This window comes from Pseudarthrobacter defluvii, from assembly GCF_030323865.1.
Lineage (GTDB): Bacteria > Actinomycetota > Actinomycetes > Actinomycetales > Micrococcaceae > Arthrobacter > Arthrobacter sedimenti.
In genome coordinates, this window is the sequence record NZ_CP066362.1 from 3,318,111 (window position 1) to 3,341,838 (window position 23,728).

Below are 23,728 nucleotides of genomic sequence, written 5' to 3' on the forward strand. Positions count from 1 at the left end.
AAACTAGCGATTATGCCCAGCGCCAGCAGAACTGCCAGCACCACCGAAACCTCAAGCACCAACGGAAACTCCGTGAATGGCACAGCCAAGCGCGGCCGCCCCGGCTACGACCAGCAGTCCGTGCTCCGCATCGCCGTGGACGTGTTCAACCGGCACGGCTACGACGCCACCTCCATGGGCATCCTGGCCGAGAACCTGGGCATCTCCAAGTCCGCCATCTATCACCACGTGCCCTCCAAGGGCGACCTCCTCAAGCTCGCCCTTGACCACGCCCTGGGCGGGCTCGAAGCCATCCTGGAGCAGCCGGAAGCGACCTCCGGAGCCGCGGATTCCCGGCTCGAGTTTGTGCTGCGCGAGACCGTGGCTGTCCTGGTGGACCGCCTGCCCTTCGTCACCCTGCTGCTCCGCCTGCGCGGCAACACTGAGATCGAGCGGGACGCCCTGGAACGCCGCCGCGCTTTCGACCACAAGGTGGCCGGCCTGATTTCGGCCGCCCGCGACGAGGGGTCCCTCCGCGCGGACATCGATCCCCGGACCGTTTCGCGGTTGCTGTTCGGCATGATCAACTCCATCGTGGAGTGGTACAAACCGGGCGGTGCACTCTCACCGAAACGGCTGGCCGACGACGTCATCACCATGGCGTTTGACGGCCTTCACGCCAATACCTAGGAAGCGCGAGCCCTCCGGGCACCGAATAATAAGGGTGCTTGGTATATTCCCCGCTCCCCCGCTACGGTGGTACTAAGCCACCATCCGCAGGAAGGAAAAGACACATGAGCCACCCCAAGGAAGAACCCGACGCAGGCTTCATCGTTCCGGATCCCTCAAAGATCCGCGAGGACATTCCGGGCGATGCCGGCGACGAAGCCAACGTGATCCGGTTCAGCGAGGAGCAGGCACTGATCGAGGAACAGTCGCACGGCGTCCGTCCGGAGACCTACAGCGTCCCCTCCGGCGGCCCCACCATGGATGAGGCCCGCGGCAACATGGACCTTTCCGACCGCAGCGAAGACGGCCGCGGCACCGGCCCCGAGGACGACAGCAGCGACGACGGCCTGCACGGCGGCGCCGAAAGCTAGCCGCCGCCGTCGGTAAACAAGCAGCAGGGGTGCCCCGATCCGACCGGGGCACCCCTGCTGCCGTTTTATCAGCTTGCTGGGCCTAGACCTGGTACTCCAGCTTGTCACCCAGGTTTTCGTGGATGCACAGGATGTTGTGCTCGGTGTCCATGAACCAGGCGCACTTCTCGGACGCCGTCGTGCAAATATGGTTCTCCGTCTTCAAGGTGGGCAGATCGTAGTCCTGGAACCGGATGCCGCGGGCTTCCATGTCCCGGACAGTGTCCTCGATGTTGGCGACCTCGAAGCTCAGCGCGGTGTGCTCGGAATGCTTTCCGTCGGACACCGGCATCAGCTCCAGCAACGGGCCGCCGTCGATGCCGAGCAACTGGTGTCCATCTTCAGTCGTTCCGCGGTGCGGAAGGCCCAGCTTCTCCGTGTAGAAGCTGTGGGCGCGGGCTGCGTCGTCCACCGGCAGGATGGTTGTTACTGAACTCATTGTCAGGTGCATGGGGCCACCTCCTTGTGGGCAGAATTTTACGCTCGGAGATCCGAAAAAAGACCCCCCAAAAAAAGCCCATCCCTCCTGCATTAATCCCCCGATGCTCTATCACTTTTGGTCCCTGAAACCGCAGTTTAGGAACCAAAAGTGATAGAGCAACGAGGATTTGAAGGGCGTCGGTGGTTACTTTTCGACGAGGGTGAGGACGTCGTAGGTGGCCACGATTTCGTCGTTCTGGTTGGTGAGCACGGCGTCCCAGGCAACCTCGCCGTATTCGTCGGTTTCACGCGGGGTGATCTTCTTGGCGGTGAGGGTCACCCGGATCGAGTCGCCGGCGGCGACGGGGGTGATGAAGCGCAGGTTCTCCAGGCCGTAGTTGGCCAGCACGGGGCCCGGTGCGGGCTCCACAAACAGCCCTGCGCCCCAGCTCAACAGCAGGTAGCCGTGCGCCACGATGCCCGGGAAGAACGGGTTGGCTTCCGCCGCTTCCTGGTTGGTGTGCGCATAGAAGGTGTCGCCGGTGGAGTTGGCGAACGCGGTGATGTCCTCCAGGGTGACCTGCCGCAGATCGGAGCGGACGGCGTCGCCGATCCGGAGGGTGGACAGGTGCTTGCGGAACGGGTGCGTCCCCTCGGTCTCCACCGTGAAGTTGCGGTCGGCCCCGGTGTGCCACACACCGGTGACGGCGGTCAGCATGTTCGGTGAGCCCTGGATGGCGGTGCGCTGCATGTGGTGCAGCACGGACCGGATGCCGCCCAGTTCCTCGCCGCCACCGGCGCGTCCCGGTCCGCCGTGGACCAGATGCGGAACCGGCGAACCGTGGCCGGTGGAGGTGCGGGCGTCCTCGCGGTTGAGCATGAGGACGCGGCCGTGGTGTGCCGCGATGCCGGTGACAAGCTGGCGCGCCACCTCGGGATCGTTGGTGCAGACCGACGCCACCAGGGACCCACCGCCGCGGGCTGCGAGGCGCACGGCGTCTGCCAGGTCCTTGTAGCCGATCACGGACGATACCGGCCCGAACGCCTCGAGCGAGTGGATGGCTTCCGCTTCCGGGTTGTCCCAGTTCAGGACCACGGGGGCCATGAATGCGCCGCCGTCCACTACCCCGGTGGTTCCGTCGGCGGAGGTGACCGACGGCGAATCAAGCGTTCCGTACGCAAGCTCACCGCCGGCGTCGAGCATTGACTGCACGGCGGCCCGGACGTCCTCCAGCTGTTCCACGGACGCCAAGGCGCCCATGGTGACGCCCTCGCCGCGCGGGTCGCCCAGGACGACGCGCTCGGTGATGCGCTTGCCGATGGCGGCGGAGACCGCGGGCACCAGCTCCTGCGGCACGATGGCGCGCCGGATGGCGGTGCACTTCTGGCCGGCCTTGACGGTCATTTCGGTGACCACGGACTTGACGAAGGCGTCGAATTCCGGGGTGCCCTCCACGGCATCGGGGCCAAGGATTGCGGCGTTCAGGGAGTCGGTCTCGGAGGTGAACCGGACACCGCCCTCAACCACGTTCGGGTGGGCCTTCAGCGACTTGGCCGTGGAGGCAGAACCGGTGAAGGCCACCAGGTCGCGGTAGTCCAGCACGTCCAGCAGCCCGCGGACGGAGCCGGAAACCAGCTGGAGCGAGCCCTTGGGCAGGATGTTGGACTCGACGATGGCCTTGACCACGGCCGCGGCAACGTAGCCGGTGGGAGTGGCGGGCTTGACGATCGTGGGGACGCCGGCGATGAACGCGGGGGCGAACTTCTCCAGCATGCCCCAGACCGGGAAGTTGAAGGCGTTGATCTGCACGGCCACGCCGGGGATGCGGGTGTAGATGTGCTCGCCGGCGAAGGAGCCGTCCTTGGAGAGCACCTCCATGGGGCCGTCCACCACCACCTGGGAGTTGGGGAGTTCCCGCCGGCCCTTGGACCCAAAAGTGAAGAGGACGCCGATGCCGCCGTCAATGTCCACCATGGAGTCGATCTTGGTGGCGCCGGTCTGGAAGGAGAAGTTGTAGAAGTGCTCGCGGCGGGCATTCAGGTACTGGGCCAGTTCCTTGAGTTTGAGGGCACGCTGATGGAAGGTCAGCTTGCCCAGTTCATCCTGGCCGGTGGTGCGTCCGTACTCCACCACCCCTGCGAGGTCCAGGCCCTCGGTGCTGACTTTGGCCAGGATCTCCCCTGTGCTCGCGTCCCGGACGGGGACGGCGGAAGCCGACGAGCCGGCGTCGGGCGTCCACCAGGCGTCCATGACGAAGCTGGGCACTGTCTCCACGGTGTCGACCGTGGCCTGGGGAGCTGTGGCTGTGGTGGTCATCGTTGACGGTCCTTCCAACAAGGGGGCAGGCAAACCGGCCGGTCATTACTGACCGTCCGTTCGGTAATATATTCACCATACATGACGTGCCGTACTGCAGACTAGAAGGCCAGCACTGAATTGGCCGCCTCAAAGGAGAACCCATGAACGCCCCTGCCCCGAAAGATGACGCCGGAAGCCAGCCCTCCGAGCACGAACTTTGGAAAATCACCCTCGGGGAGCTGGACGAGAAGATGGGCGTAAAGATCCTGGAAGAGTCCGTGGAGCGCGTGGTGGCCACCATGCCCGTGGAAGGGAACAGGCAGTCGTTCGGGCTGCTGCACGGCGGCGCCTCCCTGGCCGTGGGAGAGGCAGTGGGATCCTGGGCCGCTGTGATCCATGCCAGCACCATGGGCAAGACGGCGGTGGGCGTGGATGTTTCCGCCACCCACCACCGCTCCGCGCGTGAAGGCCAGGTGACCATCACGGCCACCCCTATCCACCTGGGCGGCACCCTCACCACGCACGAGGTGCTGATCACCAACGAGGCCGGCCAGCGGCTCTGCACCCTGCGCATCACCAATCTGCTGATGAAGCGCAAAAACTGACCCAAGAAGTTCTCCGGGACCGCATCCAAGGACGGCGTTCCGCAGGTATTAAGCGCGTAAGTACAAACAGCCCGCTACCGGGCATCCTGCAAGGAGTTTGACATGCGCAAAATGACCTACGCCGCCGGAGCACTCTCGCTCGCCGCTTCGCTGGCCTTCGCCGCTCCCGCCCAGGCCGGCGGATGGCACCATCATGATGATGACCCCGCCCAGCTTTCCGTCCTGCACGCAGTTCCCGGCCTGACCGTGGACGTGTGGGTCAATGGCAACCTCACCCTCGACGACTTCACCCCCGGCACCCTGGCCGGGCCCCTGGAACTGGCCGCCGGAGACTACCAAATCGCCATCACCGCTGCTGACGCCACCAGCGCCGACAACCCGGTGATAGGCCCGGTGAACGTGGAACTCGACGAGGGCCGGAACTACACCGCGGTGGCCCACCTCGATGCCGACGGCACCCCCACCGCGTCACTTTTCACCAATGACACCAAAGCGCCCCGCAATGACCAGAAGGGCAAGCTCACGGTCAGACACGTAGCCGCGGCCCCCGCCGTCGACGTTCTGGCAGGTGGAGTTCCGGTGATTGAGGGACTCAGCAACCCGGACGAAGCCAAACTCAAGCTGAAGGCCGGCACCATCTCGGCCACGGTCGCCGCGGCAGGAACCACCGATCCCGTGATCGGCCCGGCGGACATCACGGTGCAAGGCGGGAAGAACACCATCGTTTACGCCTGGGGAAGCCTCGCAGACGGCACCTTGGCCGTGGCCACTCAGGTGGTTGACGGCAAGGAGCAGGGCCGCGGCCGGCACTGAGTCGGCAGACCGCAGCTGACGCTAAGGGGGCAGGGCTCCGCGGCCCCGCCTCCTTATCGGCTAGCTGGTGGAGCGTCCCTTCCGGCGTCGGACCAGCAGCATCAGCAGGATCCCGACGGCGAGCGCGGCCACAGCGGCGATCGCTGCGGTAATCAGCCCGTCGGCTCCGGTGTAGGCAAGGTCTCCCGGGTCGGCCGGGTTGTTCCGGCTTCCGCCCGTGTTGGCAAGGTCAGCCGGCGCACTTGGCGCGGGGGCGCTTGACGGCGGAACCACGACGGCGGGGATTTCCGTCGGTGGGGCAGGCGACGGGCTCGCCGGGGCCGGGCTGGTCGGCGCCGGGCTGGTCGGCGCCGGGCTGGTCGGCGCCGGGCTGCTTGGGGCAGGACCCGTCGGTGTGGGGCTTGCCGGCGGCGTCGTGGGAACCGGGTCAGTGGGCGCCGGCGGGGCCGGCGGTTCCGCTGCTGCTGGAGCAAACTCAAAGCTGTTGGCTCCCGACCTGCTGAACCCGTTTACTGTCTCAGCCGTGAAGCGGAGCGTACCCGTGCCCTGTGGGGCCGCGAAGCTCCACGTGCCGTCGTCATGGACCGGCACCTCGAACGGGTCTTTGCCCTGGATGGTGACCCGGACTTTGCTGTCCTTCGCCACGGCCGATGCCGGAGCCGCAGGAACCTGGCCGCTGATGACCTGTCCCGGCTGGTAGGTTTCGCCGGGCGCCGGCGCGGTAACGGTTGGTTTGTTGAGGAAGAGTTCCAATTGGTAGCCCGGCAGCACCGCCATGCTGTCCCGCAGGGTGGCCCCCACGGCAAAGTTCTGGATGACGTTCCCGTTCGCGTCGGGAGTGTCCCCGGCTGAGTGGGTTCCCACAGCATAATTGCCGCTCAGGTAAGGGCCGCCGGAGTCACCGCCGCTGGACTGCACGCCATAGGACAGGAAGCCGTTGAAGGCGCGGAGGTCCGTGGGGTCCGTGGCGTAGGCCGGCCCCGGCACTATGAAGATCCCCACCGCGTCCACAGTTCCGCACGACCAAGCCGATGTCCGTCCCGACCGGCAGATGGGCATTCCCACCACGGGATCAGCGCGCCCAATAATCTTCACGTCCGGCCCTGGCTGGGACGGGTCCCCCCACGTGCTGGCAGCCGGAAGCGGATTGATGTCCTGCCGCAGAGACTGGATGACGGAGATGTCCGTTCCTACGTTTCCGGGGTCAGTGACTGCCGTCTGGTCCGGAGCGATGGGAGTGCTCGGGTCCACGACCCGGGAGTTGCCCGGGCCGCCAAACTGGCTGAAACCGAACTTGCCCAGGAGTCCCAGCTTGTTGAACTGGAATTCCAGGGTGGCGGTTTTCGCTGCCCCATCGGACGCGCAGTGCCCGGCGGTGAGGACGGCGGGCACACCTGCCGGATCGAATGCGGAAAAGCCGGTGGAGCAGACGTATCCGATGTCCGTCTGGTAGCCCACGCCGCCCGGAACGTCGGCCTCGGGCTTAATCGGCGCGCCGCCGTCGAGCTCCACGTTGGCGTAACGGGAGACGAACTGCGCGGGAGAAATTTTTCCGCTTGCGGGGGTTGCCGAGCTCCAACCAGCACCGGAGGAGGCGGACAGCGACTCCGCCGTGTTGATCCCGCCGGTCCTGATCACGAACTTGCCGCCTGCCGCCGCCATGACTGCCTGCAGCCCCTGCGGGCCCACATCGCGCACATACGCCTGGAACAGCTGTTCGGTGTTTTGCGCCAGTTCCGAGCGGGTGCCTTCTGTGGAGGCGGGGGCGGTTGGCGACACAGGTGTTGATGGAGACGGAGCAGCGGACGACGGCGGCGCAACCGGAGGTGCCGCCGGCTGGGGAGCCGGGGCTTCAAGGGTGAGGCCGTGAATCCTGCCGGCGAGCGCAGCAGCAGCAGCCTGCAATTCAGGACCGGAGCCGGTCACGACGATGGAAGTGCCCTCGATCCGGATACCCACGTAACCGGGCAGCTGGCGCAGCTGCACCGCGGCGGCTGCGGCCTGGGCGCCGAGTTCCGCCGCGGCTTGGAACTGTTGGGGCGTCAGCTTGAGATCGCGCTGCACTGCGTCGGCGAGCGCTGCTTCGGAAAGACCTGTCGAGGTGCCTGTGCCGGATGAATCACCGGTTGACGGAAACGGGCTGGCGCTCGCCGGCGCGGCAGTGCTGCTCCCGGTCCCGGCTACCTGCCCGGAGTCCGGTTCGCCGGCACCGAAGGCGGGGCCGGCCACGTACGCCGATGAGGCCAGCATTCCGGTGGCAGCGGCAAGGGTGAGGACCCGTCGCAGTGTGTCCGCATTCATCGGGCAACCCCCGCTCCGGAAAGAGCCAGGACGGCCTCAAGTTCAGTGGAGGTGAGCCCGTTTGCCAGGAGGTAGCTGCGCGTGTCCAGGCCACGGACAAACGCCACCACCGCGAAACCCCGCTGTTCCAGCAGGGCCGTCAACTCCGGCTCGTCCAGGTACCGTTCCCTGTTGTGGGGCGGCCCGTGGGTGCGGTAACGCTCGTTGATGCCGCGGGCAGCCCGGCGGTAGCCTTCGGCGATCGCCTCGTCGGGGTCGCCTGCAAGGTCCTGCACCATGGCGGCCACCAGTCCGCTGCGGTCGCGGCCCGCGGCGCAGTGCAGCAGGACGTCCCCCTTGGACGCGGCCCCGGCGATGGCACGGAAAACACCCACCAGCTTTTCGGGGAAAAGCCGGGCGTTCTCCGCATAGTGGGCGGGATCGTTCAGGTAGGGGCCGGTGACGGCGGTGAACCGCGGATCACCGGGCTCCTCCGTGGGTGCGTGGACCACATCCATGCCGGCCCAGGCAGCGGCAGGCACCACCGGGTCATTGTCCCGGCGCCGCCCTTCATCAGCGTTACGGAGGTCCACCACGGTGCGGACGCCGTCGTCGAAAGCCTGTTTCCACCCTGCTTCCGTCAGCCACTCGCGCCGCCCCATGCGGTAGATGCCGCCGGAAACGTGCCACGCGTTGACAGCGCCATCCCAGTCCATGGACCTGCCCCTTGTGTTCATCCGGACAGCTAACCACACGCCGCTGGGAGCCGCATGTCACATAAGGGGAAGTTGTGGTGAAGCACGAGTGTCCAACGGCCCGTGACAGCTGTGACAGGCGGGAGTACTGTGACCAAAACTTGGCCCCGCCGGAGGGGCACTGAGCAACTGAGGGGAACACATGGGAACAGTTTCAGCACGACGTCGGCCGCGGGCTTTCGCTGCCGCCCTTGCCACGCTGGCGATTACCGCAGGCTTTGCGGCCGCTCCGGCGCAGGCCGTGGACAAAGAAAAGTACATCGCACTGGGAGATTCCTACGCCGCAGGACAAGGTGCCGGGCCGTACCTGGACGCCTGCTATCGCAGCAACAACGCCTATTCCGAACTCGCGGATGAAGCCAAGTCAATCCAGCTGGTGGTGAATGCTGCCTGCAGCGGCAAGACCACCTGGGACGTCGTGAACAGCCAGCTCCGCCAGCTGAACAAGAGCACGGAATTGGTGACCATCACTGCTGGTGGCAACAACATCGGTTTCGGCGACATCATCACCTCCTGCGGGGCTGCCCTGGCCAACCCCGCCGCAGGACCCTCATGTGACGCGGCTACTGCCTCTGCGGCCGCGATGATTCAAAGCGGACAGCTCACCCAGGATGTCATCTCGATGATCCAGAGCGTGAAGGCCGCTGCACCCAACGCAAGGATCGTTGTGACGGGCTATCCGTACCTTTACGACCCGGTCACCCCCAATCCTGCCGATCCACTGTCGCTGTTTATCCAGCAGGCCACCGTGTTGGCCAACGGACTGGATGCCTCCATCGCGGCGGCCGCCAGTGCCACAGGGGTTCAATACGTAGACGTCAGGGGCGCGTTCACAGGGCACGGCGTCAACTCCGGGGATCCCTGGATCAACCTGGACCTGGCCAACCCTGCAAGCCCGGACAACTTCCATCCGAACGCCGCAGGCTACGAGGCCTACTTCGCTGCGCTCAGCGCTTCCGGCGCCTACTCCGTCCCCTAGCCTCGCACTTCTCCGCGCCGGTCCAGGCGGTACTCGAGCCCGGCGCGGACGGCCGGCCACTCATGCTCCAGGATGGAGAACACCACGGTGTCCCGCAGGTTTCCGTCACTGGTCCGTGAGTGGCTGCGGAGCACGCCGTCCTGCTTTGCGCCCAGCCGGGCAATGGCCTCGCGCGACTGGTGGTTCAACCAGTGGGTGCGGAACTCGACGGCGGGGCAGCCAATCGTTTCGAAGGCGTGCCGCAGCAGCAGGAGCTTGGAATCCGGGTTGGTGCCCGTCCCTTGGGCGGACGCTGCGTTCCAGGTGGAGCCTATCTCCACACGCGGGGTGGCGGCATCGATGTTCATGTAGGTGGTCATGCCGATGATGCGCCCCGGGCCGCCAGTCGCGGAATCGATCAGCCGGGTGGTGAACGGCAGCATGGTCCCCTGGTCCTGGAGCGCGAGCCGGCGGCGGATTTCCGCCGCCATTTTGTCGGGCGCGGGTACCGATGTGTACCAGAGCTTCCACAGCTCACCGTCCCTGGCGGCCGCCACCAGGCCGTCGTGGTGTTCCGCGGCGAGCGGCTCGAGGATTACGTAGCGGCCGGTAAGGGTAAGGGGTTCAAGGAAAGTCACTGCACCAGCCTAGGCCCGCGGGAGCGCGGGTTACGCTGGGAAAAGCACCACGACGTCGAGCGAGGGAGTCACCATGTCAGGCCAGAATCCGGACCCGGAAGAGGACAAGCTCACCGGTTTGGAGCCCGGAGGCGGAGTTCCGCCCGGAGAAACGCCGCCCGGCGAAGCGTCCACCAGCATGACGCAGGGCCACGAGGAGAAGGGCCCCAGAAAGGGCACGCAGTTCCTGTGGATCGGCATCATCGGCGTGGTGGTCCTGCTGTGCCTCCTCTACTTCATCGGTTACATCGTGGGCTTCTTCGACTAAGCCCCGTCCGTTTAGGCGGTCATTCCTGGGTGGGCCACTCGAAAAAGCCCTTGCCGGTTTTGCGTCCCAGCTCGCCGCGGGCCACCTTGTCCCTGAGGATCTGCGGGGGCGCAAACCGGTCGCCGAGGGTGGACTGCAGGTATTCGGCGATGCCCAGGCGGACGTCGAGGCCCACGATGTCCGTGGTTTTCAGCGGTCCGGTGGGGTGTTTGTAGCCCAGGACCATGGCGTTGTCGATGTCCTCGGCCGAGGCCACACCTTCCTCCACCATCCGCATGGCCTCCAGCGCGATGGCCACGCCCAGGCGTGAGGACGCGAAACCGGGGGCATCGTTGACGACGACGGCGGTCTTGCCAAGTGCCTCCACCCACGTTTTTGCCGCGGCGGCAAGTTCGGGAGAGGTGCGCTCCCCCAGCACCACCTCGATGAGCGTGGATGCCGGGACGGGGTTGAAGAAGTGCAGGCCCAGGAAGTTTTCGGGCCGCTTCAGTTCACGGGCCAGCCCGTTAACCGACAGCGATGAGGTGTTGGACGCGATGAACCCGTCCTCCCCCAGCCGCTCTTCAATGCCCCTTAGCGCCGTTACCTTGAGGTCCCAGTCTTCAGGGACCGCTTCCACCACCAGTTGCCGACCGGTGAAGGCGTCGTAGTCGGTGCTGACTGTCAGCCTGGATGCCAGTTCGTCGAAGTTGGCGTCCACTGCTCCGCGCTCGATGCTTTTCAGTGCCGCCGACTCCACGCGTTCCCGCGCGCCCTCGGCGGAGACGTCGTCGCGCTCCACCACCAGGACGTCGGCGCCCTTGATCAGGAAGGCGTGGGCGATTCCCGCGCCCATACGGCCACCGCCCAGCACCCCCACCAGGTGGGGAAGGCCAGTGGGCAGGTCCGGGTTCATTGATGAATCAGTCACGGGTCTACTTTCCGTCGGCAGGATTGGCGGCGTTTGCCTTCTTGGCCGCGTTGCGGTCCAGGAACGCCTGCATGCGGTCGAACTTGGCCTGGGACTCGAAGAGGATGCCCTGAGCCAGCTGGTCAATGAGAGGGTGGGCTTCCGCAGGCGCGTGGAACACGGACTTGGTGATGCGGACGGCCAGGGGATCCTGGCGCCCGATCCTGTTGGCCAGGCTGTGGGCGGCGTCCAGGAGGTCGGCGGGGTCGTGGATTTCGGTGATGAGATTGATGGCCTTGGCTTCACCGGCGCCAAGGACCAGCCCGGCCAGCAGGATTTGCTTGGCCATCGGCTCACCCACCAGTTCCTTGAGCCGCCAGCTGGCACCAGCGGCGGCGAGGATGCCCAGCCCGGTCTCCGGGTTGCCGATCTTTATGTTGGGGGTTCCGATCCGGAAGTCGGCGGCGTAGGCGAGCTCTGCGCCGCCACCCAGGCAGTAGCCATCCAGTGCAGCGATGACGGGCATGGGCAGCTTGGCGATCCGGACGAAGATTGTGGAGTTGATCCCCTGCAGGGCATCGTCGCGCCGCCGTTCACGCAGCTGGGCGATGTCGGCTCCGGAGGCAAACACGCCATCCACCCCGGCAATGATCAGCACCTTGGGGTTCTGTTCCAGCGCGGCGCAGACCGTGTGCAGTTCGTCCACCATCTGCTGGTCTATCGCATTCTTCACCCCGGGCCGGTTGAGCAGCACCACTACCCGGTCGTCCCGCTCCTCCACCAGGAGGGCGGAGAACTTTTCCTCGGCGAGGTTCACCGGTGCGGCCATCAGACCTTCTCCAGCAGCATCGCCGTGCCCTGGCCGACACCCACGCACATGGTGGCGAGGCCGATCTTGGCGTCTTCACGTTCCATCCGCCCCAGCAGGGTGATGGCGATCCGCGACCCGCTGGAACCGAGGGGGTGTCCCAGGGCGATGGCGCCGCCGTCACGGTTTACGATTTCCGGTTCCAGCCCCAGCCGGCGGATGCAGGCCAGTGACTGCGTGGCAAAGGCTTCATTAAGTTCGACGGCGGACAGGTCACCAACGCTCAGGCCGCTCCGCTTGAGCACTTTCTGGGTGGCCGGGACCGGGCCAATGCCCATGATCTCCGGTTCGCAGCCTGCAGAGGCACCGTCGATGATGCGTGCCCGCGGCGTCAAGCCCAGACGCTCGATGGCGGCTTCGGAGGCGACGATAATTGCCGAGGCCCCATCGTTGAGGGACGACGAGTTGCCTGCCGTGACCACCGATCCGCCGTGTGCCACCGGCTTCAGCTTGGCCAGGACGTCCAGGCTGGTGCCGGGGCGTGGGCCCTCGTCGGTGTCCACCACGGTTTCAGACTTGCGGGTCTTGACGGTTACGGGGACGATTTCGTCCTTGAACCGGCCGGCCTCGATGGCGTCCAGGGCCAACTGGTGGGAGCGGACGGCGAAGGCATCGGCGTCTTCCCGGGAAATGTTGTCCACCCGGGCCACTTCCTCCGCCGTTTCCGGCATGGAGTAGGTCATCTTGCCGTCCCGGGACAGGCCGCCGTGCTGGAAGTGGGGGTTGGTGAAGCGCCAGCCGATGGAGGTGTCGAAGATCTGGCCGGGCTTGGCGAAGGCGGTGGTGGGCTTTTCCTGCACCCAGGGCGCGCGGCTCATGGACTCCACGCCGCCGGCGATCACGATGTCGGCGGCGCCGGCCTTGATCATGTGGCTGGCCTGAATGATGGCGCTGAGGCCCGAGGCGCAGAGCCGGTTGACGGTGATCCCCGGAATGTGGAGGGGCAGTCCCGCCAGCAGGGTGGCCATCCGGGCCACGTTCCGGTTCTCCTCGCCGGCACCGTTCGCGTTGCCGAGGATCACTTCTTCGATGCTGTCCGGATCCAGGCCGGCGCGCTGCACCGCTTCCCGGACAACCAGGGCTGCAAGATCGTCCGGCCGCACGGAGGACAAAGCCCCTCCATACCTGCCCACCGGCGTTCGGACCCCGCCAACAAGGAAAGCCTGCGGACCTGCGGTTGCAGCCATGGAAACACCCTTCACGCGATAAACAGCACTGTCATCGGCGGCCGGTACAGCGGAATCCTCCACTTACCGACCGTTCGTTCTGTAAATGGTACACGGCAGGCCGTGGGTGCGCATCCGGTTACAGCACCGTGACCCCCAGATGCACCGCGATCAGCGGTGCCAGCAGGTTCAGTTGGTACTCGTCGATGACGAGCCCGGACAGGCTGCCGAGGCCGCTGACCTTGCGGAACTCCGTGCCCCTGAGGTCGAAGTCCTTCAATTTTGCTCCGCTCACGTCCAGCGATCCCACGGTGCAGTCCTCCAGCTTCACCCTTGTGGCGGTGGCGGCTCCGAGGTCCAGTTCATTGATGATGCAGCCGCTGACAAGGACGTCGGTGAGCTTGGCGCCGCGGAGGTTGAGGAAGTCGATCTTGCCGCCGTCGATCCGGACGGACTGCCAGCCGCTCTCATACAGTTCGGCCGAGCCCAGGCGGGGATTCCGCAGTTCGGATTCGCGCCAGGTACTGCGGGCACCGCGGAAGACGGGCGCGTACACCTCGGCCAGGAGGCAGTCGCGGAAGGACGCGCCACGGAGCTGGGTTTCGTTGAAGGATGCGGCGTCGAACCGGCATTCCGCAAAGACGGCATCCCCCAGATCGAGGCCGTCCATGGAGGCCCGGTTGAACCGCACATTCTCATGCCGCCCGCCGCCGCGGAACACTGGATCCGGCAGCTCTTCAAGGTCACGCAGGTCCACGGGGGTCAACCGGGGCGGGGCCACCTTGAGCGCTGCTTTGCCACGTGCTTTATTCATGGTCCCGAGCCTAGCGGTGGGGCCTGACAGCGGGCAGCAGCTGCTGCGCGGGGCTTGAAATAATAAGCAAGCTTTGTTTATCGTGAAAGTGCACGGTTGATCGACGGAAACGAAAGGAGGCCGGAACCATGGGCCTCGGAGACAAGATCAGTAACGCGGCAGAGAACCTTGGCGGCAAGGCCAAGGAAGCTGCAGGCAACGCGACCGACAACGACCGCCTCAAGGCAGAAGGCCAGGCCGACCAGGTTAAAGCAGACGCCAAGAAGGTGGGCGAAAGTGTCAAGGACGAGTTCAAGCGTCATTAGTCCTTGCTGATGCAGCCGCAGCGAACGGCGTGCTGCAACAGCCCAAACGGCGGCGGATCCAGTGGATTTGCCGCCGTTTCGCTGTCCACCTCACCAGCCGCTGCGGGTCGGCGTGTGGCCCTGCCGCGAGTCTTCCGGCATGGTCATCTCGGCCCGGAGGCCAAGCAGACGGATGGGCTGTCCCGGTTCGATCTTCGCGGCGAGGTCAAGGGCCCGTGCCAATACTTCTGCGGAATCTGAGGTCTCGGGAATCTTCCGCGCGTAGGTCCTGGTGGTGAACGGCGCGTACCGCACCTTCAGCGTCAGGCCAACCACGGGCCTTCCCTCGGCAGCAACATCCTCCAGCACCCGCGCGGCCAATTCCCTGACGGCGTCGCCAATTTGTTCGGGGTCTGTCAGGTCACGCTGGAAGGTGGTCTCGCGGCTGTGCCCCCGCGGCACCCAGGGTGTATCGTCCACCACCCGGGAGCCGTCACCCCGCCCCAGTTGGGCGTACCAGGGACCCATTTTCGGGCCAAACTCAGGCACCAGGTGTTCGGGGTCCACCGCTGCGAGCTCGGCAACAGTCTTGATCCCGAGGGTGGTCAGACGGCGTGAAATCCTGGTTCCCACGCCCCACAGCTCGACCGTAGGCCGGCTCCCCATGACGTCGAGCCAGTTCTCTTCCGTGAGCCGAAAGACGCCTGCGGGCTTGCCGAATGAGGTGGCCACCTTGGCGCGGAGCAGGGTGTCGCCGATGCCGACGCTGCAGTGCAGGCGGGTTTCCACCAGGACGGCCTCCTGCAGTTGCCGGGCGAACGCCTCCGGATCGGGGGTCTTGACGCCAACGAATGCCTCGTCCCAGCCGAGCACCTGGACGGTGGTTCCCGGCTGCGAGCGCAGCACCGCCATGACCTTCTCGGACGCTTCCAGGTAGGCCTCGTGGTCCACCGGCAGGATGACGGCGTCCGGCACTTTCCGCGCGGCGATGCGCAGCGGCATTCCCGACCCGACCCCGAACGCCCTGGCCTCATAGGATGCGGTGGACACGACGGCACGTTCCGTGGGGTCCCCACGGCCGCCGACAATCAGGGGCTTTCCCGCCAGCTCAGGGCGCCGGAGCACTTCAACGGCAGCGATGAACTGGTCCAGGTCCACATGCAGCACCCACTGTTCGCTCACAAGCCCCAGTCTGCCCCGGCGGGGCTACAACGGGCTAGCCTTGGGCCATGACGAACGTAGACCTGAGCGCCCAGAGCACGGCCGCCGGCGGATCCACCTTCCTGCACGGCTACCTTGCCGTACCCGAAGGACAGGGCCCCTTCCCCGGCGTCGTCATGATCCATGAAGTGTTCGGCCTCGATGACCAGACCCGCCGGCATGCGGACCGGTTGGCCCGGGCCGGCTACCTCACTCTGGCGCTGGACCTGTTCAGCGACGGCGGCCCGCGACGCTGCCTGGTGGGAACCATGCGTGCCATGGCAGCCAGGACAGGCAGGCCCTTCATCGATATCGCCACCGCCCGCACCTGGCTGGCGGAGTCGGAACTCAGCAACGGCAAAACGGGGGTGATCGGGTTCTGCATGGGCGGCGGGTTTGCCCTGCTCACCGCCCGGGATGGGTTTGACGCCGCCTCCGTCAACTACGGACGGCTGCCGGGCAAGGAGCAACAGGACCTGGTGGACGCACTCCGCGGCGCCTGCCCCATCGTGGGCAGCTACGGCGGCGCGGACAAGTCACTGAAGGGAGCTGCGGCCCGGCTCGAATCAGCCCTGGACCAGCTGGGCATCGAGCACAGCGTGAAGGAATTCCCCGGCGCCGGCCACGCCTTCCTCAACGATGAAGAGCTGGGGCCGGTACTCCTCCGCCCGCTGATGCGGGTCATGGGCGTAGGTCCGGACCCGGAGAACTCGCCCGAGGCCTGGCAGAGGATCGAGGACTTCTTCGCGCGGCACCTCAAGGATGGTGCAGCACCTTAAGGACCAAGCGCTGTACGGCATCCGGATACAACGACGACGGCGGGCCGCCCTCCCCAGGGGCAACCCGCCGTCGAACGTTGTTCAGGAAGTCAGCTGTAGAGCTCGCTCTTGGGCTGGTTGTTCTTGACCTTCTGCCAGCCCAGCCACAGGACCACCGCGAAGAACGGGATGGTGGCCAGGGTCCACAGGCCCAGGTAGAACACCTCGCCGTCCTTGCTGGTCATGGTGTCGAAGCCGATGAGCACGGTGATGGCGAGCAGGGCGATGAGGCCGGCCCAGCTGGTCCACGGCGAGCCCGGCATGGGCAGGCTGGAGACGTTGCCCTTCTTCTTCCGCAGCGCGATCTGGCTGGCGAAGATGGAGCCCCAGGTGAAGATGACTCCGATGGAGGCCGTGTTCAGGGCGAGGTCGAAGGCGTGCGAGCCGCCCAGCCAGATGTTCAGCAGGATGCCCACCAGGTAGACGGCGCCGATGGCCAGGATCGCGGCGTAGGGGACGTGGCGGGTGGACATGCGGGTAAGCCACTGCGGGGCGTGGCCATTGTTGGCCATGGTCCGGAAGATCCGGCCGATGGAGTACAGGCCCGAGTTGCAGGAGGACAGCGCTGCGGTGATGACGATCATGTTCATGACGTCACCCATCCAGCCCAGGCCCATCTGGCCAAAGACCGTGACGAACGGGGAGGTGCCGGCCTTGTATTGGTCCGAGGGCAGGAGCATGGCGAGCAGGGTCACGGAGCCGACGTAGAAAACGACGATGCGGACCACGACGGCGCGGATCGCCTTGGGAACTTCGCGTTCCGGATTCTGCATCTCACCGGCGGTGATGCCCACCAGTTCGATGGCGTTGTAGGCAAAAATCACGGCGTTCAGGACCAGGATCATGACCAGCGCGCCCTTGGGGAACATGCCGCCGTCGGCCGCGAAGAGGTTGTTGACCGATGCGTGGCCGTCGCCCACCTTGGCATTGGTGACCACCATGAAGGTGCCCACGGCCAGGAAGATGACGATTGCGGCAACCTTCAGGACGGAAGCCCAGAATTCGAACTCGCCGAATGCCTTCACGCTGAACAGGTTCACGGCCACCAGCAGCACCAGCGCTGCGATGGCGGACAGTTCAACGGGGACGTTGGGGAAGAAGAACTGGAAGTACAGGCCGATCGCGATGAGCTCGGCGATGCCGGTCATGGCCCAGTTGATGAAGTACATCCACCCGGAGAGGAAGGCGCCCTTCCTGCCGAACATCTCGCCGGCGTAGCTGACGAACGAGCCGGAGGTCTGCCGGTACATGATGAGTTCGCCCAGGGCCCGCATGAGCAGGTAGGCGATGACGCCGGCGATGGCGTAGGAGAAGATCAGGGCGGGGCCGGTGGAGGCGAGGCGTCCGCCGGCTCCCATGAAGAGGCCGACGCCGATGGCGCCGCCCATGGCGATCATGGTGACGTGGCGGCGGCCCAGGGTCTTTTTGTAGCCCTCGGCGCTGAGGGTGGGGTCGACGACGGAGGATGGCGCCGTGCTGTTCTTTAGGTCTGTGGGGGTACTTTGAGGCACAACTGTTCCTTGTGGGTTGGGGGTTGGCCGCATCCGGTCTTCGTATGATCGAGCTCACATAATTCGGTTTACAGGCCATTTGGCCAGCGAATGTGAGGGCGAACCGTCGAACTGCCGAAGCTTCACGCGACCTGACCATCTTACAACCTGGCGTGGAGTGGTACGTGACCCGCACTACACGCCCCGGCCCGGCGATAGGCTGGGAGCATGGCAACAGCCCACCGCTTACCGCCCGCTCCTCAGCCCCAGCTGTACCGTTTCTCCCCCATGGACGTGGCCACGCTGTGCCTCTACGTTGCCATCGCAGGATTTTTTGCCGCCGCCGGGGATTTGGTGGCCCCGTTTCTGCGCCAGATAGCACCATCCCCTGCAGCGGCCTCCTACGCAGTGAACCTGCTGTTCTATGCCTCAGTAGGAATACTGGCGCTCCTGGCGGCCCGCAAGGTGGTGGTACGCGACCTCAAGGTCCTGGCAACCCGGCCCTGGTTCACGCTGCTTATGGTGCCGGCGTCCGTCATCGCCATGATGATCCTCACGGCGGTGGTGGTGGCGGCGAACGGGCAGGTGGAAACCTCGCAGAACCAGGCCGGCCTGCAGGCACTGATGCAGCAGGTCCCCGCCTGGCTCATGGTGCCGCTGCTGGTGGTGGTGGGTCCGTTCGTGGAGGAGTACATCTTCCGGCACCTGCTGATCGGAAAGCTGGGCAGGCGGGTCAACATCTGGATCTGCTGCATCCTGTCCGTGGTGCTCTTCGCGGCACTGCACATCGTGGGGCAGGAGGCGATTACCCTCACCGCCCTCCTCCCCTACCTGGCCATGGGCGCCACGCTGGTGTTCGTCTACATGTGGACCGGCAGGAACGTCATGTTCTCCTACTTCGTGCACGCCGCCAAGAACCTGTTGGCCGTGATTCTGGTCTATGCCATCCCGCCGGAACTGTTCAACCAGATGCAGAACGTCCAGGCGTAAAGCTGCTCCACCGGACCTTCCGCAACGCCCCACCCACCTTTACCGTGGACGCATGGGACTGAATATCCAGATAGTTGTCGACTCCGCCCGCCCGCATGAGCTCGCGGACTGGTGGGCAGAAACGCTTCAGTGGACCGTGGAACCGCAGGACGCATCCTTCATCCGCTCCATGATCGAGCAGGGCTACGCCACCGGCGACCAGACCATGACCCACCGGGGAAACCTGGTGTGGAAGGACGGCGCCGCCATCAGGCCGCCGGAAGAGATCGAGTCCAAGGCCCCGGAGCGGCGCATCCTGTTCCAGACCGCACCGGAGGGAAAGACGGTCAAGAACCGTGTGCACTGGGACGTCCGGCTGGACGGCCGGGACAAGGACGTGGTCCGGCGCGAACTCGAGGCACGGGGTGCAACTTTCCTCTGGTCCGCCCGGCAGGGCCCGCATTCCTGGCATACCATGGCGGACCCCGAGGGCAACGAGTTCTGCATCAGCTAAGCACGATTACTAGACTTGGACGGTGAGCAACCAGATCCCCGCCCCGGTGTCCGATGTCTTCGATCCCACGCGCTGGCGGGTGGTCTCCGGTTTCGAGGACTTCCAGGACATGACCTACCACCGGCAGGTGGAGCGGGATGCCGACGGCGGCTGGGTGCGTGACCTGCCCACGGTCCGGATTGCGTTCAACCGGCCCGAGGTGCGCAATGCGTTCCGGCCGGGCACCGTGGACGAGCTCTACCGGGCCATGGACCACGCCCGGATGACGCCCGACGTCGCTACCGTCCTCCTTACCGGCAACGGCCCCTCCCCCAAGGACGGCGGCCACTCCTTCTGCTCCGGCGGGGACCAGCGGATCCGCGGCCGGGACGGCTATCGGTATGCCGACGGCGAGACCCAGGAAACCATCGACCCCGCCCGCGCCGGCCGGCTGCACATCCTGGAAGTCCAGCGGCTGATGCGCACCATGCCCAAGGTGGTCATCGCCGTCGTCAACGGCTGGGCAGCCGGCGGCGGTCACTCGCTGCACGTGGTGTCCGACCTCACCATCGCCTCCCGGCAGCACGGCAAGTTCAAGCAGACGGACGCCACGGTGGGAAGCTTCGACGCCGGCTACGGCTCCGCGCTCCTGGCCCGGCAGGTGGGGCAAAAGACCGCCCGCGAGATTTTCTTCCTCGCCCGCGAATATTCCGCTGAAGACATGGTCCGCATGGGCGCCGTGAACGAGGCCGTGGACCACGAGCGGCTGGAAGAGGTGGCACTGGAATACGCCGCGGACATCGCCAGGCAGTCCCCGCAGGCCATCCGCATGCTGAAGTTCGCCTTCAACCTGGCGGACGACGGCCTGGCCGGCCAGCAGGTGTTCGCCGGCGAGGCCACCCGCCTGGCCTACATGACGGACGAGGCTGTGGAGGGCAAGGAGGCCTTCCTGCAAAAACGCGACCCCGACTGGTCACGCTTCCCGCACTACTTCTAAGGCAGGACGGCAATGAACAGCGAAGCATCCCCCACTCCGGCCCCAAGCGGTCCGCTCAACATCGGACCCGCCCTGAAGGCCCTCGCGGCTGCCCTCCACGGCGAGGGCCCCGCCGTCGAACTGTCCGTGGGCCCGGACGGCGAACTCGTCGTGGGGCACGTCGAAACGCCCGGCTGCGACGACGCCGTGGCCGTGGTCCGCACCTCCGGCTCCACCGGCGTCCCCAAGGCCACCCTGCTGACCGTGGAGTCGCTGGCAGCCTCTTCGATGGCCACGGCGCTGCGGCTCAAGGGCGAGGGCCAGTGGCTGCTGGCACTGCCAGTGCAGTTCGTGGCCGGCATCCAGGTGCTGGTACGCTCCCTGTTCGCCGGCACCCGGCCCTGGGTCATGGACATGTCCGGCGGCTTCACCCCGGAGGCCTTCACCGCAGCGGCGTTGGAACTGACGGACAAGATCCGATTCACCTCCCTGGTTCCCACGCAGCTCCAGCGCCTCCTGGATGATCCGTCGCCGGACACGCTGGCCGTGCTCCGCCGCTTCAACGCCGTCCTGCTGGGAGGAGCTCCCACGCCGCCGGCACTGCTTGACGCCGCCCGCGAGGCCGGCGTCCGTGTGGTCACCACCTACGGTTCCGCGGAGACCTCCGGCGGCTGCATCTACGACGGCTATCCGTTGGAAGGCGTCTCGGTCCGCGTGGACACCGACGGCCGGATCCTGCTGGGCGGGGACACCGTCGCCGCCGGCTACATCGAGGCACCCGATGAGGAAACCGGGACCTTCTTCGAGGAGGACGGGGTGCGCTGGTACCGCACCAGCGACCTGGGCTCCATTGACGACGACGGCCGGCTCACCGTGCTTGGCCGCGCCGACGATGTGATCATCACCGGCGGCGTGAAGGTTTCCGCCGGCCACGTGCAGGAACAGCTGGAGAAGTCCGACGCCGTCGCCGCGGCTTACGTGGCAGGCGTCCCGTCCGCGGAGTGGGGGCAGGCCGTGGCCGCCTACGTGGCCCTTGCCCCTGCGGGTACGGACGGCAGGGAAGGCACCGCCGGAGAAGGTGCCGCCGGGCAGGAACCCGGGGATCCCGCCGTCGTACTTCAACAGCATTGGCAGCGGCAGTTGGGGGTTCTGGCGCCCAAGACCGTCCTCACGGCGCCGGCGCTGCGGATGCTGCCCAACGGCAAACCCGACCGGCTCGCCATGACCGCCGAACTCAGCGCCCTCCACCGGGGAAAGTAGAGTTGGACCTGCACCACCGCGGCGGGTGCACCTGTTCCATCCTGCCGTCTTACCGAAACAACACGAGGTACTAACCGTGGCCACAGCCGCCCAATGGATCCAAGGCGCCCGACTCCGGACGCTGCCGGCAGCGATCGCGCCGGTGCTGATCGGCACCGCCGCCGCCTACGAGATGGACTCGTTCCTGCTGCCCAACGCCATCCTCGCGGCGCTGGTGGCGCTCCTGCTCCAGGTGGGCGTGAACTTCGCGAACGACTACTCGGACGGCATCCGCGGCACGGACGACGACCGGGTGGGGCCGCTGCGGCTGGTGGGATCGGGCGCTGCCAAGCCCGAACACGTCAAGTGGGCGGCGTTCGGCACGTTCGCCCTGGCGATGGTGTTCGGCCTGGTCCTGGTGTTCCTCACCCAGGCCTGGTGGCTGATCCTGGTGGGCCTGGGCTGCGTCATGGCCGCCTGGGGCTACACCGGCGGCAAGAACCCGTACGGCTACATGGGCCTGGGCGATCTTTTCGTGTTCGTCTTCTTCGGCCTGGTGGCCACCCTGGGTACCACCTACACCCAGGCCGGGCACATAAACCTGTCCTCGGTCATCGGCGCCATCGGCACCGGCCTGATCGCCACCGCACTGCTCATGGCCAACAACGTCCGGGACATTCCCACGGACATGCAGGCCGGCAAGAAGACCCTCGCCGTGCGGCTGGGAGACAAGCATGCGCGGGAAAGCTACGTCCTGATGCTCGCCGTCGCCATCCTGCTGGTAGTAATCCTGGCGCCGGCCCGGCCGTGGATCCTGATCGTGCTGCTGCTCATCCCAGCCTGCCTGATGCCGGCCTGGCTGATGATCAACGGCCGCAAGCGCAAGAGCCTCATCCCGGTCCTGAAGCAGACCGGCCTGATCAACCTCGGCTACAGCGTGCTGTTCTCACTGGGACTGATCCTCAGCCACGGATTCTAGCTGTTCTTGGTGCCCTTGGCGTTGTTGATGGTGATGTCCGGGTTGGCGTCCAGCAGCGCGTCCTCGGCATTGGCGTCCTGGACTTCACCGGCCGAGCGCAGCGGCTTGGCCCTCCCCGAGAAACGGTACTGCAGGGCCGCCGCGGCAGCATCGCGCTGCTTCTGGAAAAACAGGTAGCTGATGGCAAAGGCAATGAGCGCGGCGCAGATCACGGCCATCAGCACGCCTACCTGCAGAAGCATAAACACGACAAACAGGGGGACGAAGATCGCCAAACGGATAAGGGAATATTTCAAAAAGGCCACTATTCAAGTTTAGCCGCCTGCGCCCGGCGGCCCCCGCCCGTCCTGACGATAGACTTAACGGCATGCTGTTCCGTGTGGCTTTGGCCGTCGCAGTCCTCGTCATCTTCGTGTATGGCCTGGTGGACGTGATCCGCACTGAAGGCCGCCTTACCCGGGGCATCTCGAAACCGGCCTGGATCATCGTGCAGATCGTCCTGCCGGTCCTGGGCGCCATTCTGTGGCTGCTGATCGGGCGCCCGCGCGGCACAGCGCAGCCGCGGCCCAGCTACCCCCACCCCACGGCCCCGGACGATGACCCGGACTTCCTCCGCAACCTCGAGGCCCGCCGCCGCAACCAGGCCGAGGCCGAGCGGCTGAAGAAACTCCGGGACGAACTGGAGGCAAAGACCAAGGAGGACGGCGGAAAAGGCCAGCGCGGCACCGATGAACACGATACCGACGGACTGAAATAGGACCCATGGCGCCGGCCTCCCCGCCTGGCGGAGAAGAGCGCAACTGGTCCGTGCCCCCACCGAGGCCCGGCCTGTCCTACTCCACCCCGCCGCCCATCCCGGTCATCCCCCCGCTGCCCCGGGTGGTCCGCACTTCCCGCTCGCTCTGGCTCTTCAGTTTCGCCGCGGGACTGGCCGTCCTGCTGGGATCCTTCGTGGCCCGCGAATCCAACCTTCAGCGGTTGCGCGGCCTGGTGGCGGATATGGCAGCAGGCCGGGACGCAGCGTCCGTGAGCACGACGGCGGAAGTCGTCTTCTGGGGAAGTGTCGGAGCACTGCTCGCGGTAACCCTGCTTGAGGCGGTGGCGCTTGCCGCCGTGCTGGGCCGCCGAAACTGGGCCCGCTGGATCCTGCTTCCCCTGCTGGCCAGCCATGTCCTCATCCTTGTCCTGGCATCGGCCTTCCTGGTCCCCGCCGGTGCCGCCGGCAGCTACGTGGTGATGCTGTGGGGCGCCGGGCTGCTCCTGGCGCTGGCCGGGTTGTCGCTGCTCTTCCTGCCATCCGCCGGGGCATGGCTGAAGCCGGAGCGCGGGAGCAGCTGAGGTGACCTGGGA

At 66.2% G+C, this 23,728-nt stretch carries 27 protein-coding genes; 15 read left to right on the forward strand and 12 right to left on the reverse strand.

Annotation, left to right across the window (positions count from 1 at the left end; genetic code table 11):
• Positions 1-12 precede the first annotated feature (12 nt).
• Both JCQ34_RS15455 and JCQ34_RS15460 read left to right on the forward strand, forming a co-directional pair.
• A complete protein-coding gene (locus JCQ34_RS15455) occupies positions 13-669 on the forward strand; it encodes a TetR/AcrR family transcriptional regulator (RefSeq protein ID WP_286398870.1) in 657 nt (218 codons plus the stop codon).
• Positions 670-773: 104 nt separating this feature from the next.
• Positions 774-1,079: a hypothetical protein gene (locus JCQ34_RS15460; protein WP_286398873.1), complete on the forward strand. Its 306-nt coding sequence runs from the start codon at positions 774-776 to the stop codon at positions 1,077-1,079.
• A gap of 82 nt (positions 1,080-1,161) precedes the next feature.
• Here the strand turns inward: JCQ34_RS15460 and JCQ34_RS15465 are convergent, their stop codons facing one another.
• On the reverse strand, positions 1,162-1,557 hold the full coding sequence (locus tag JCQ34_RS15465; protein ID WP_286398875.1) for a VOC family protein: 396 nt from the start codon (positions 1,555-1,557) through the stop codon (positions 1,162-1,164).
• Positions 1,558-1,743: 186 nt separating this feature from the next.
• Positions 1,744-3,855 carry a phenylacetic acid degradation bifunctional protein PaaZ gene (paaZ, locus tag JCQ34_RS15470; protein ID WP_286398878.1) on the reverse strand — a complete coding sequence of 704 codons (2,112 nt, stop codon included), beginning with the start codon at positions 3,853-3,855 and terminating at the stop codon, positions 1,744-1,746.
• A 143-nt stretch (positions 3,856-3,998) separates the two neighbouring features.
• Here paaZ and JCQ34_RS15475 point away from each other — a divergent pair, with 143 nt between their 5' ends.
• Together JCQ34_RS15475 and JCQ34_RS15480 are read left to right on the forward strand one after the other, a co-directional pair.
• On the forward strand, positions 3,999-4,442 hold the full coding sequence (locus tag JCQ34_RS15475; RefSeq protein WP_286398879.1) for a PaaI family thioesterase: 444 nt from the start codon (positions 3,999-4,001) through the stop codon (positions 4,440-4,442).
• 102 nt (positions 4,443-4,544) lie between these two features.
• Positions 4,545-5,255 (forward strand): DUF4397 domain-containing protein, encoded by a 711-nt coding sequence (locus JCQ34_RS15480; RefSeq protein ID WP_286398881.1) that lies wholly within the window; start codon positions 4,545-4,547, stop codon positions 5,253-5,255.
• A 60-nt stretch (positions 5,256-5,315) separates the two neighbouring features.
• On the opposite strand, the gene JCQ34_RS15485 is transcribed toward JCQ34_RS15480, so the two are convergent.
• Both JCQ34_RS15485 and JCQ34_RS15490 read right to left on the reverse strand, forming a co-directional pair.
• Positions 5,316-7,556 carry a S1 family peptidase gene (locus JCQ34_RS15485; RefSeq protein ID WP_286398883.1) on the reverse strand — a complete coding sequence of 747 codons (2,241 nt, stop codon included), beginning with the start codon at positions 7,554-7,556 and terminating at the stop codon, positions 5,316-5,318.
• Positions 7,553-8,251, reverse strand: coding sequence for a tyrosine-protein phosphatase (locus JCQ34_RS15490; protein WP_286398886.1), 699 nt, complete (start codon positions 8,249-8,251; stop codon positions 7,553-7,555). Before JCQ34_RS15490 ends, JCQ34_RS15485 begins: the two co-directional genes overlap by 4 nt.
• Positions 8,252-8,432: 181 nt before the next feature.
• On the opposite strand from JCQ34_RS15490, the gene JCQ34_RS15495 reads away from it, so the two are divergent.
• On the forward strand, positions 8,433-9,269 hold the full coding sequence (locus tag JCQ34_RS15495) for an SGNH/GDSL hydrolase family protein (protein ID WP_286398888.1): 837 nt from the start codon (positions 8,433-8,435) through the stop codon (positions 9,267-9,269).
• Here JCQ34_RS15495 and JCQ34_RS15500 read toward each other — a convergent pair.
• Complete coding sequence (locus JCQ34_RS15500) at positions 9,266-9,886, reverse strand: GNAT family N-acetyltransferase (protein ID WP_286398891.1); 621 nt, start codon at positions 9,884-9,886, stop codon at positions 9,266-9,268. The genes JCQ34_RS15495 and JCQ34_RS15500 overlap by 4 nt on opposite strands.
• A 73-nt stretch (positions 9,887-9,959) precedes the next feature.
• Between JCQ34_RS15500 and JCQ34_RS15505 the strand changes: the two genes are divergently transcribed.
• On the forward strand, positions 9,960-10,193 hold the full coding sequence (locus tag JCQ34_RS15505) for a DUF6480 family protein (protein ID WP_286398893.1): 234 nt from the start codon (positions 9,960-9,962) through the stop codon (positions 10,191-10,193).
• 19 nt (positions 10,194-10,212) lie between these two features.
• On the opposite strand, the gene JCQ34_RS15510 is transcribed toward JCQ34_RS15505, so the two are convergent.
• From JCQ34_RS15510 to JCQ34_RS15525, 4 genes are all read right to left on the reverse strand, one after another.
• Positions 10,213-11,088: a 3-hydroxyacyl-CoA dehydrogenase family protein gene (locus tag JCQ34_RS15510; RefSeq protein WP_286404579.1), complete on the reverse strand. Its 876-nt coding sequence runs from the start codon at positions 11,086-11,088 to the stop codon at positions 10,213-10,215.
• Positions 11,089-11,107: 19 nt separating this feature from the next.
• Positions 11,108-11,911 (reverse strand): enoyl-CoA hydratase/isomerase family protein, encoded by an 804-nt coding sequence (locus JCQ34_RS15515; protein ID WP_286398896.1) that lies wholly within the window; start codon positions 11,909-11,911, stop codon positions 11,108-11,110.
• Positions 11,911-13,137, reverse strand: a complete 1,227-nt coding sequence (locus JCQ34_RS15520; RefSeq protein ID WP_286398900.1) for a thiolase family protein — start codon at positions 13,135-13,137, stop codon at positions 11,911-11,913. The genes JCQ34_RS15515 and JCQ34_RS15520 overlap by 1 nt, the downstream gene beginning before the upstream one ends.
• A 118-nt stretch (positions 13,138-13,255) precedes the next feature.
• On the reverse strand, positions 13,256-13,930 hold the full coding sequence (locus JCQ34_RS15525) for a pentapeptide repeat-containing protein (RefSeq protein WP_286398902.1): 675 nt from the start codon (positions 13,928-13,930) through the stop codon (positions 13,256-13,258).
• 128 nt (positions 13,931-14,058) lie between these two features.
• On the opposite strand from JCQ34_RS15525, the gene JCQ34_RS15530 reads away from it, so the two are divergent.
• The gene (locus tag JCQ34_RS15530) at positions 14,059-14,235 is read left to right on the forward strand and encodes a CsbD family protein (RefSeq protein ID WP_142132746.1); all 177 of its coding nucleotides are present in this window, start codon (positions 14,059-14,061) and stop codon (positions 14,233-14,235) included.
• 90 nt (positions 14,236-14,325) lie between these two features.
• On the opposite strand, the gene JCQ34_RS15535 is transcribed toward JCQ34_RS15530, so the two are convergent.
• Complete coding sequence (locus tag JCQ34_RS15535; RefSeq protein WP_286404580.1) at positions 14,326-15,381, reverse strand: DNA polymerase IV; 1,056 nt, start codon at positions 15,379-15,381, stop codon at positions 14,326-14,328.
• Positions 15,382-15,443: 62 nt separating this feature from the next.
• Here JCQ34_RS15535 and JCQ34_RS15540 point away from each other — a divergent pair, with 62 nt between their 5' ends.
• The gene (locus tag JCQ34_RS15540; protein WP_286398907.1) at positions 15,444-16,193 is read left to right on the forward strand and encodes a dienelactone hydrolase family protein; all 750 of its coding nucleotides are present in this window, start codon (positions 15,444-15,446) and stop codon (positions 16,191-16,193) included.
• 89 nt (positions 16,194-16,282) lie between these two features.
• Here JCQ34_RS15540 and JCQ34_RS15545 read toward each other — a convergent pair whose 3' ends face one another.
• Positions 16,283-17,743 carry an amino acid permease gene (locus JCQ34_RS15545; RefSeq protein WP_286398908.1) on the reverse strand — a complete coding sequence of 487 codons (1,461 nt, stop codon included), beginning with the start codon at positions 17,741-17,743 and terminating at the stop codon, positions 16,283-16,285.
• A 207-nt stretch (positions 17,744-17,950) separates the two neighbouring features.
• On the opposite strand from JCQ34_RS15545, the gene JCQ34_RS15550 reads away from it, so the two are divergent.
• From JCQ34_RS15550 to JCQ34_RS15570, 5 genes are all read left to right on the forward strand, one after another.
• Positions 17,951-18,712, forward strand: a complete 762-nt coding sequence (locus JCQ34_RS15550; RefSeq protein ID WP_286398909.1) for a CPBP family intramembrane glutamic endopeptidase — start codon at positions 17,951-17,953, stop codon at positions 18,710-18,712.
• Positions 18,713-18,764: 52 nt separating this feature from the next.
• Positions 18,765-19,205, forward strand: coding sequence for a VOC family protein (locus tag JCQ34_RS15555; protein WP_286398911.1), 441 nt, complete (start codon positions 18,765-18,767; stop codon positions 19,203-19,205).
• Between the two features lie 22 nt (positions 19,206-19,227).
• Positions 19,228-20,181, forward strand: coding sequence for a 1,4-dihydroxy-2-naphthoyl-CoA synthase (locus tag JCQ34_RS15560; protein ID WP_286398913.1), 954 nt, complete (start codon positions 19,228-19,230; stop codon positions 20,179-20,181).
• Positions 20,182-20,193: 12 nt separating this feature from the next.
• The gene (locus JCQ34_RS15565) at positions 20,194-21,420 is read left to right on the forward strand and encodes an AMP-binding protein (RefSeq protein WP_286398916.1); all 1,227 of its coding nucleotides are present in this window, start codon (positions 20,194-20,196) and stop codon (positions 21,418-21,420) included.
• Between the two features lie 76 nt (positions 21,421-21,496).
• Positions 21,497-22,378, forward strand: a complete 882-nt coding sequence (locus JCQ34_RS15570; protein WP_236799501.1) for a 1,4-dihydroxy-2-naphthoate polyprenyltransferase — start codon at positions 21,497-21,499, stop codon at positions 22,376-22,378.
• Here JCQ34_RS15570 and JCQ34_RS15575 read toward each other — a convergent pair.
• Positions 22,375-22,683: a DUF4229 domain-containing protein gene (locus JCQ34_RS15575; RefSeq protein WP_286398919.1), complete on the reverse strand. Its 309-nt coding sequence runs from the start codon at positions 22,681-22,683 to the stop codon at positions 22,375-22,377. The two genes, JCQ34_RS15570 and JCQ34_RS15575, sit on opposite strands and share 4 nt — an antisense overlap.
• A gap of 62 nt (positions 22,684-22,745) precedes the next feature.
• On the opposite strand from JCQ34_RS15575, the gene JCQ34_RS15580 reads away from it, so the two are divergent.
• Together JCQ34_RS15580 and JCQ34_RS15585 are read left to right on the forward strand one after the other, a co-directional pair.
• Positions 22,746-23,135 carry a PLD nuclease N-terminal domain-containing protein gene (locus JCQ34_RS15580; RefSeq protein ID WP_286398920.1) on the forward strand — a complete coding sequence of 130 codons (390 nt, stop codon included), beginning with the start codon at positions 22,746-22,748 and terminating at the stop codon, positions 23,133-23,135.
• 50 nt (positions 23,136-23,185) lie between these two features.
• Complete coding sequence (locus JCQ34_RS15585; protein WP_286398921.1) at positions 23,186-23,716, forward strand: hypothetical protein; 531 nt, start codon at positions 23,186-23,188, stop codon at positions 23,714-23,716.
• Positions 23,717-23,728 lie beyond the last annotated feature (12 nt).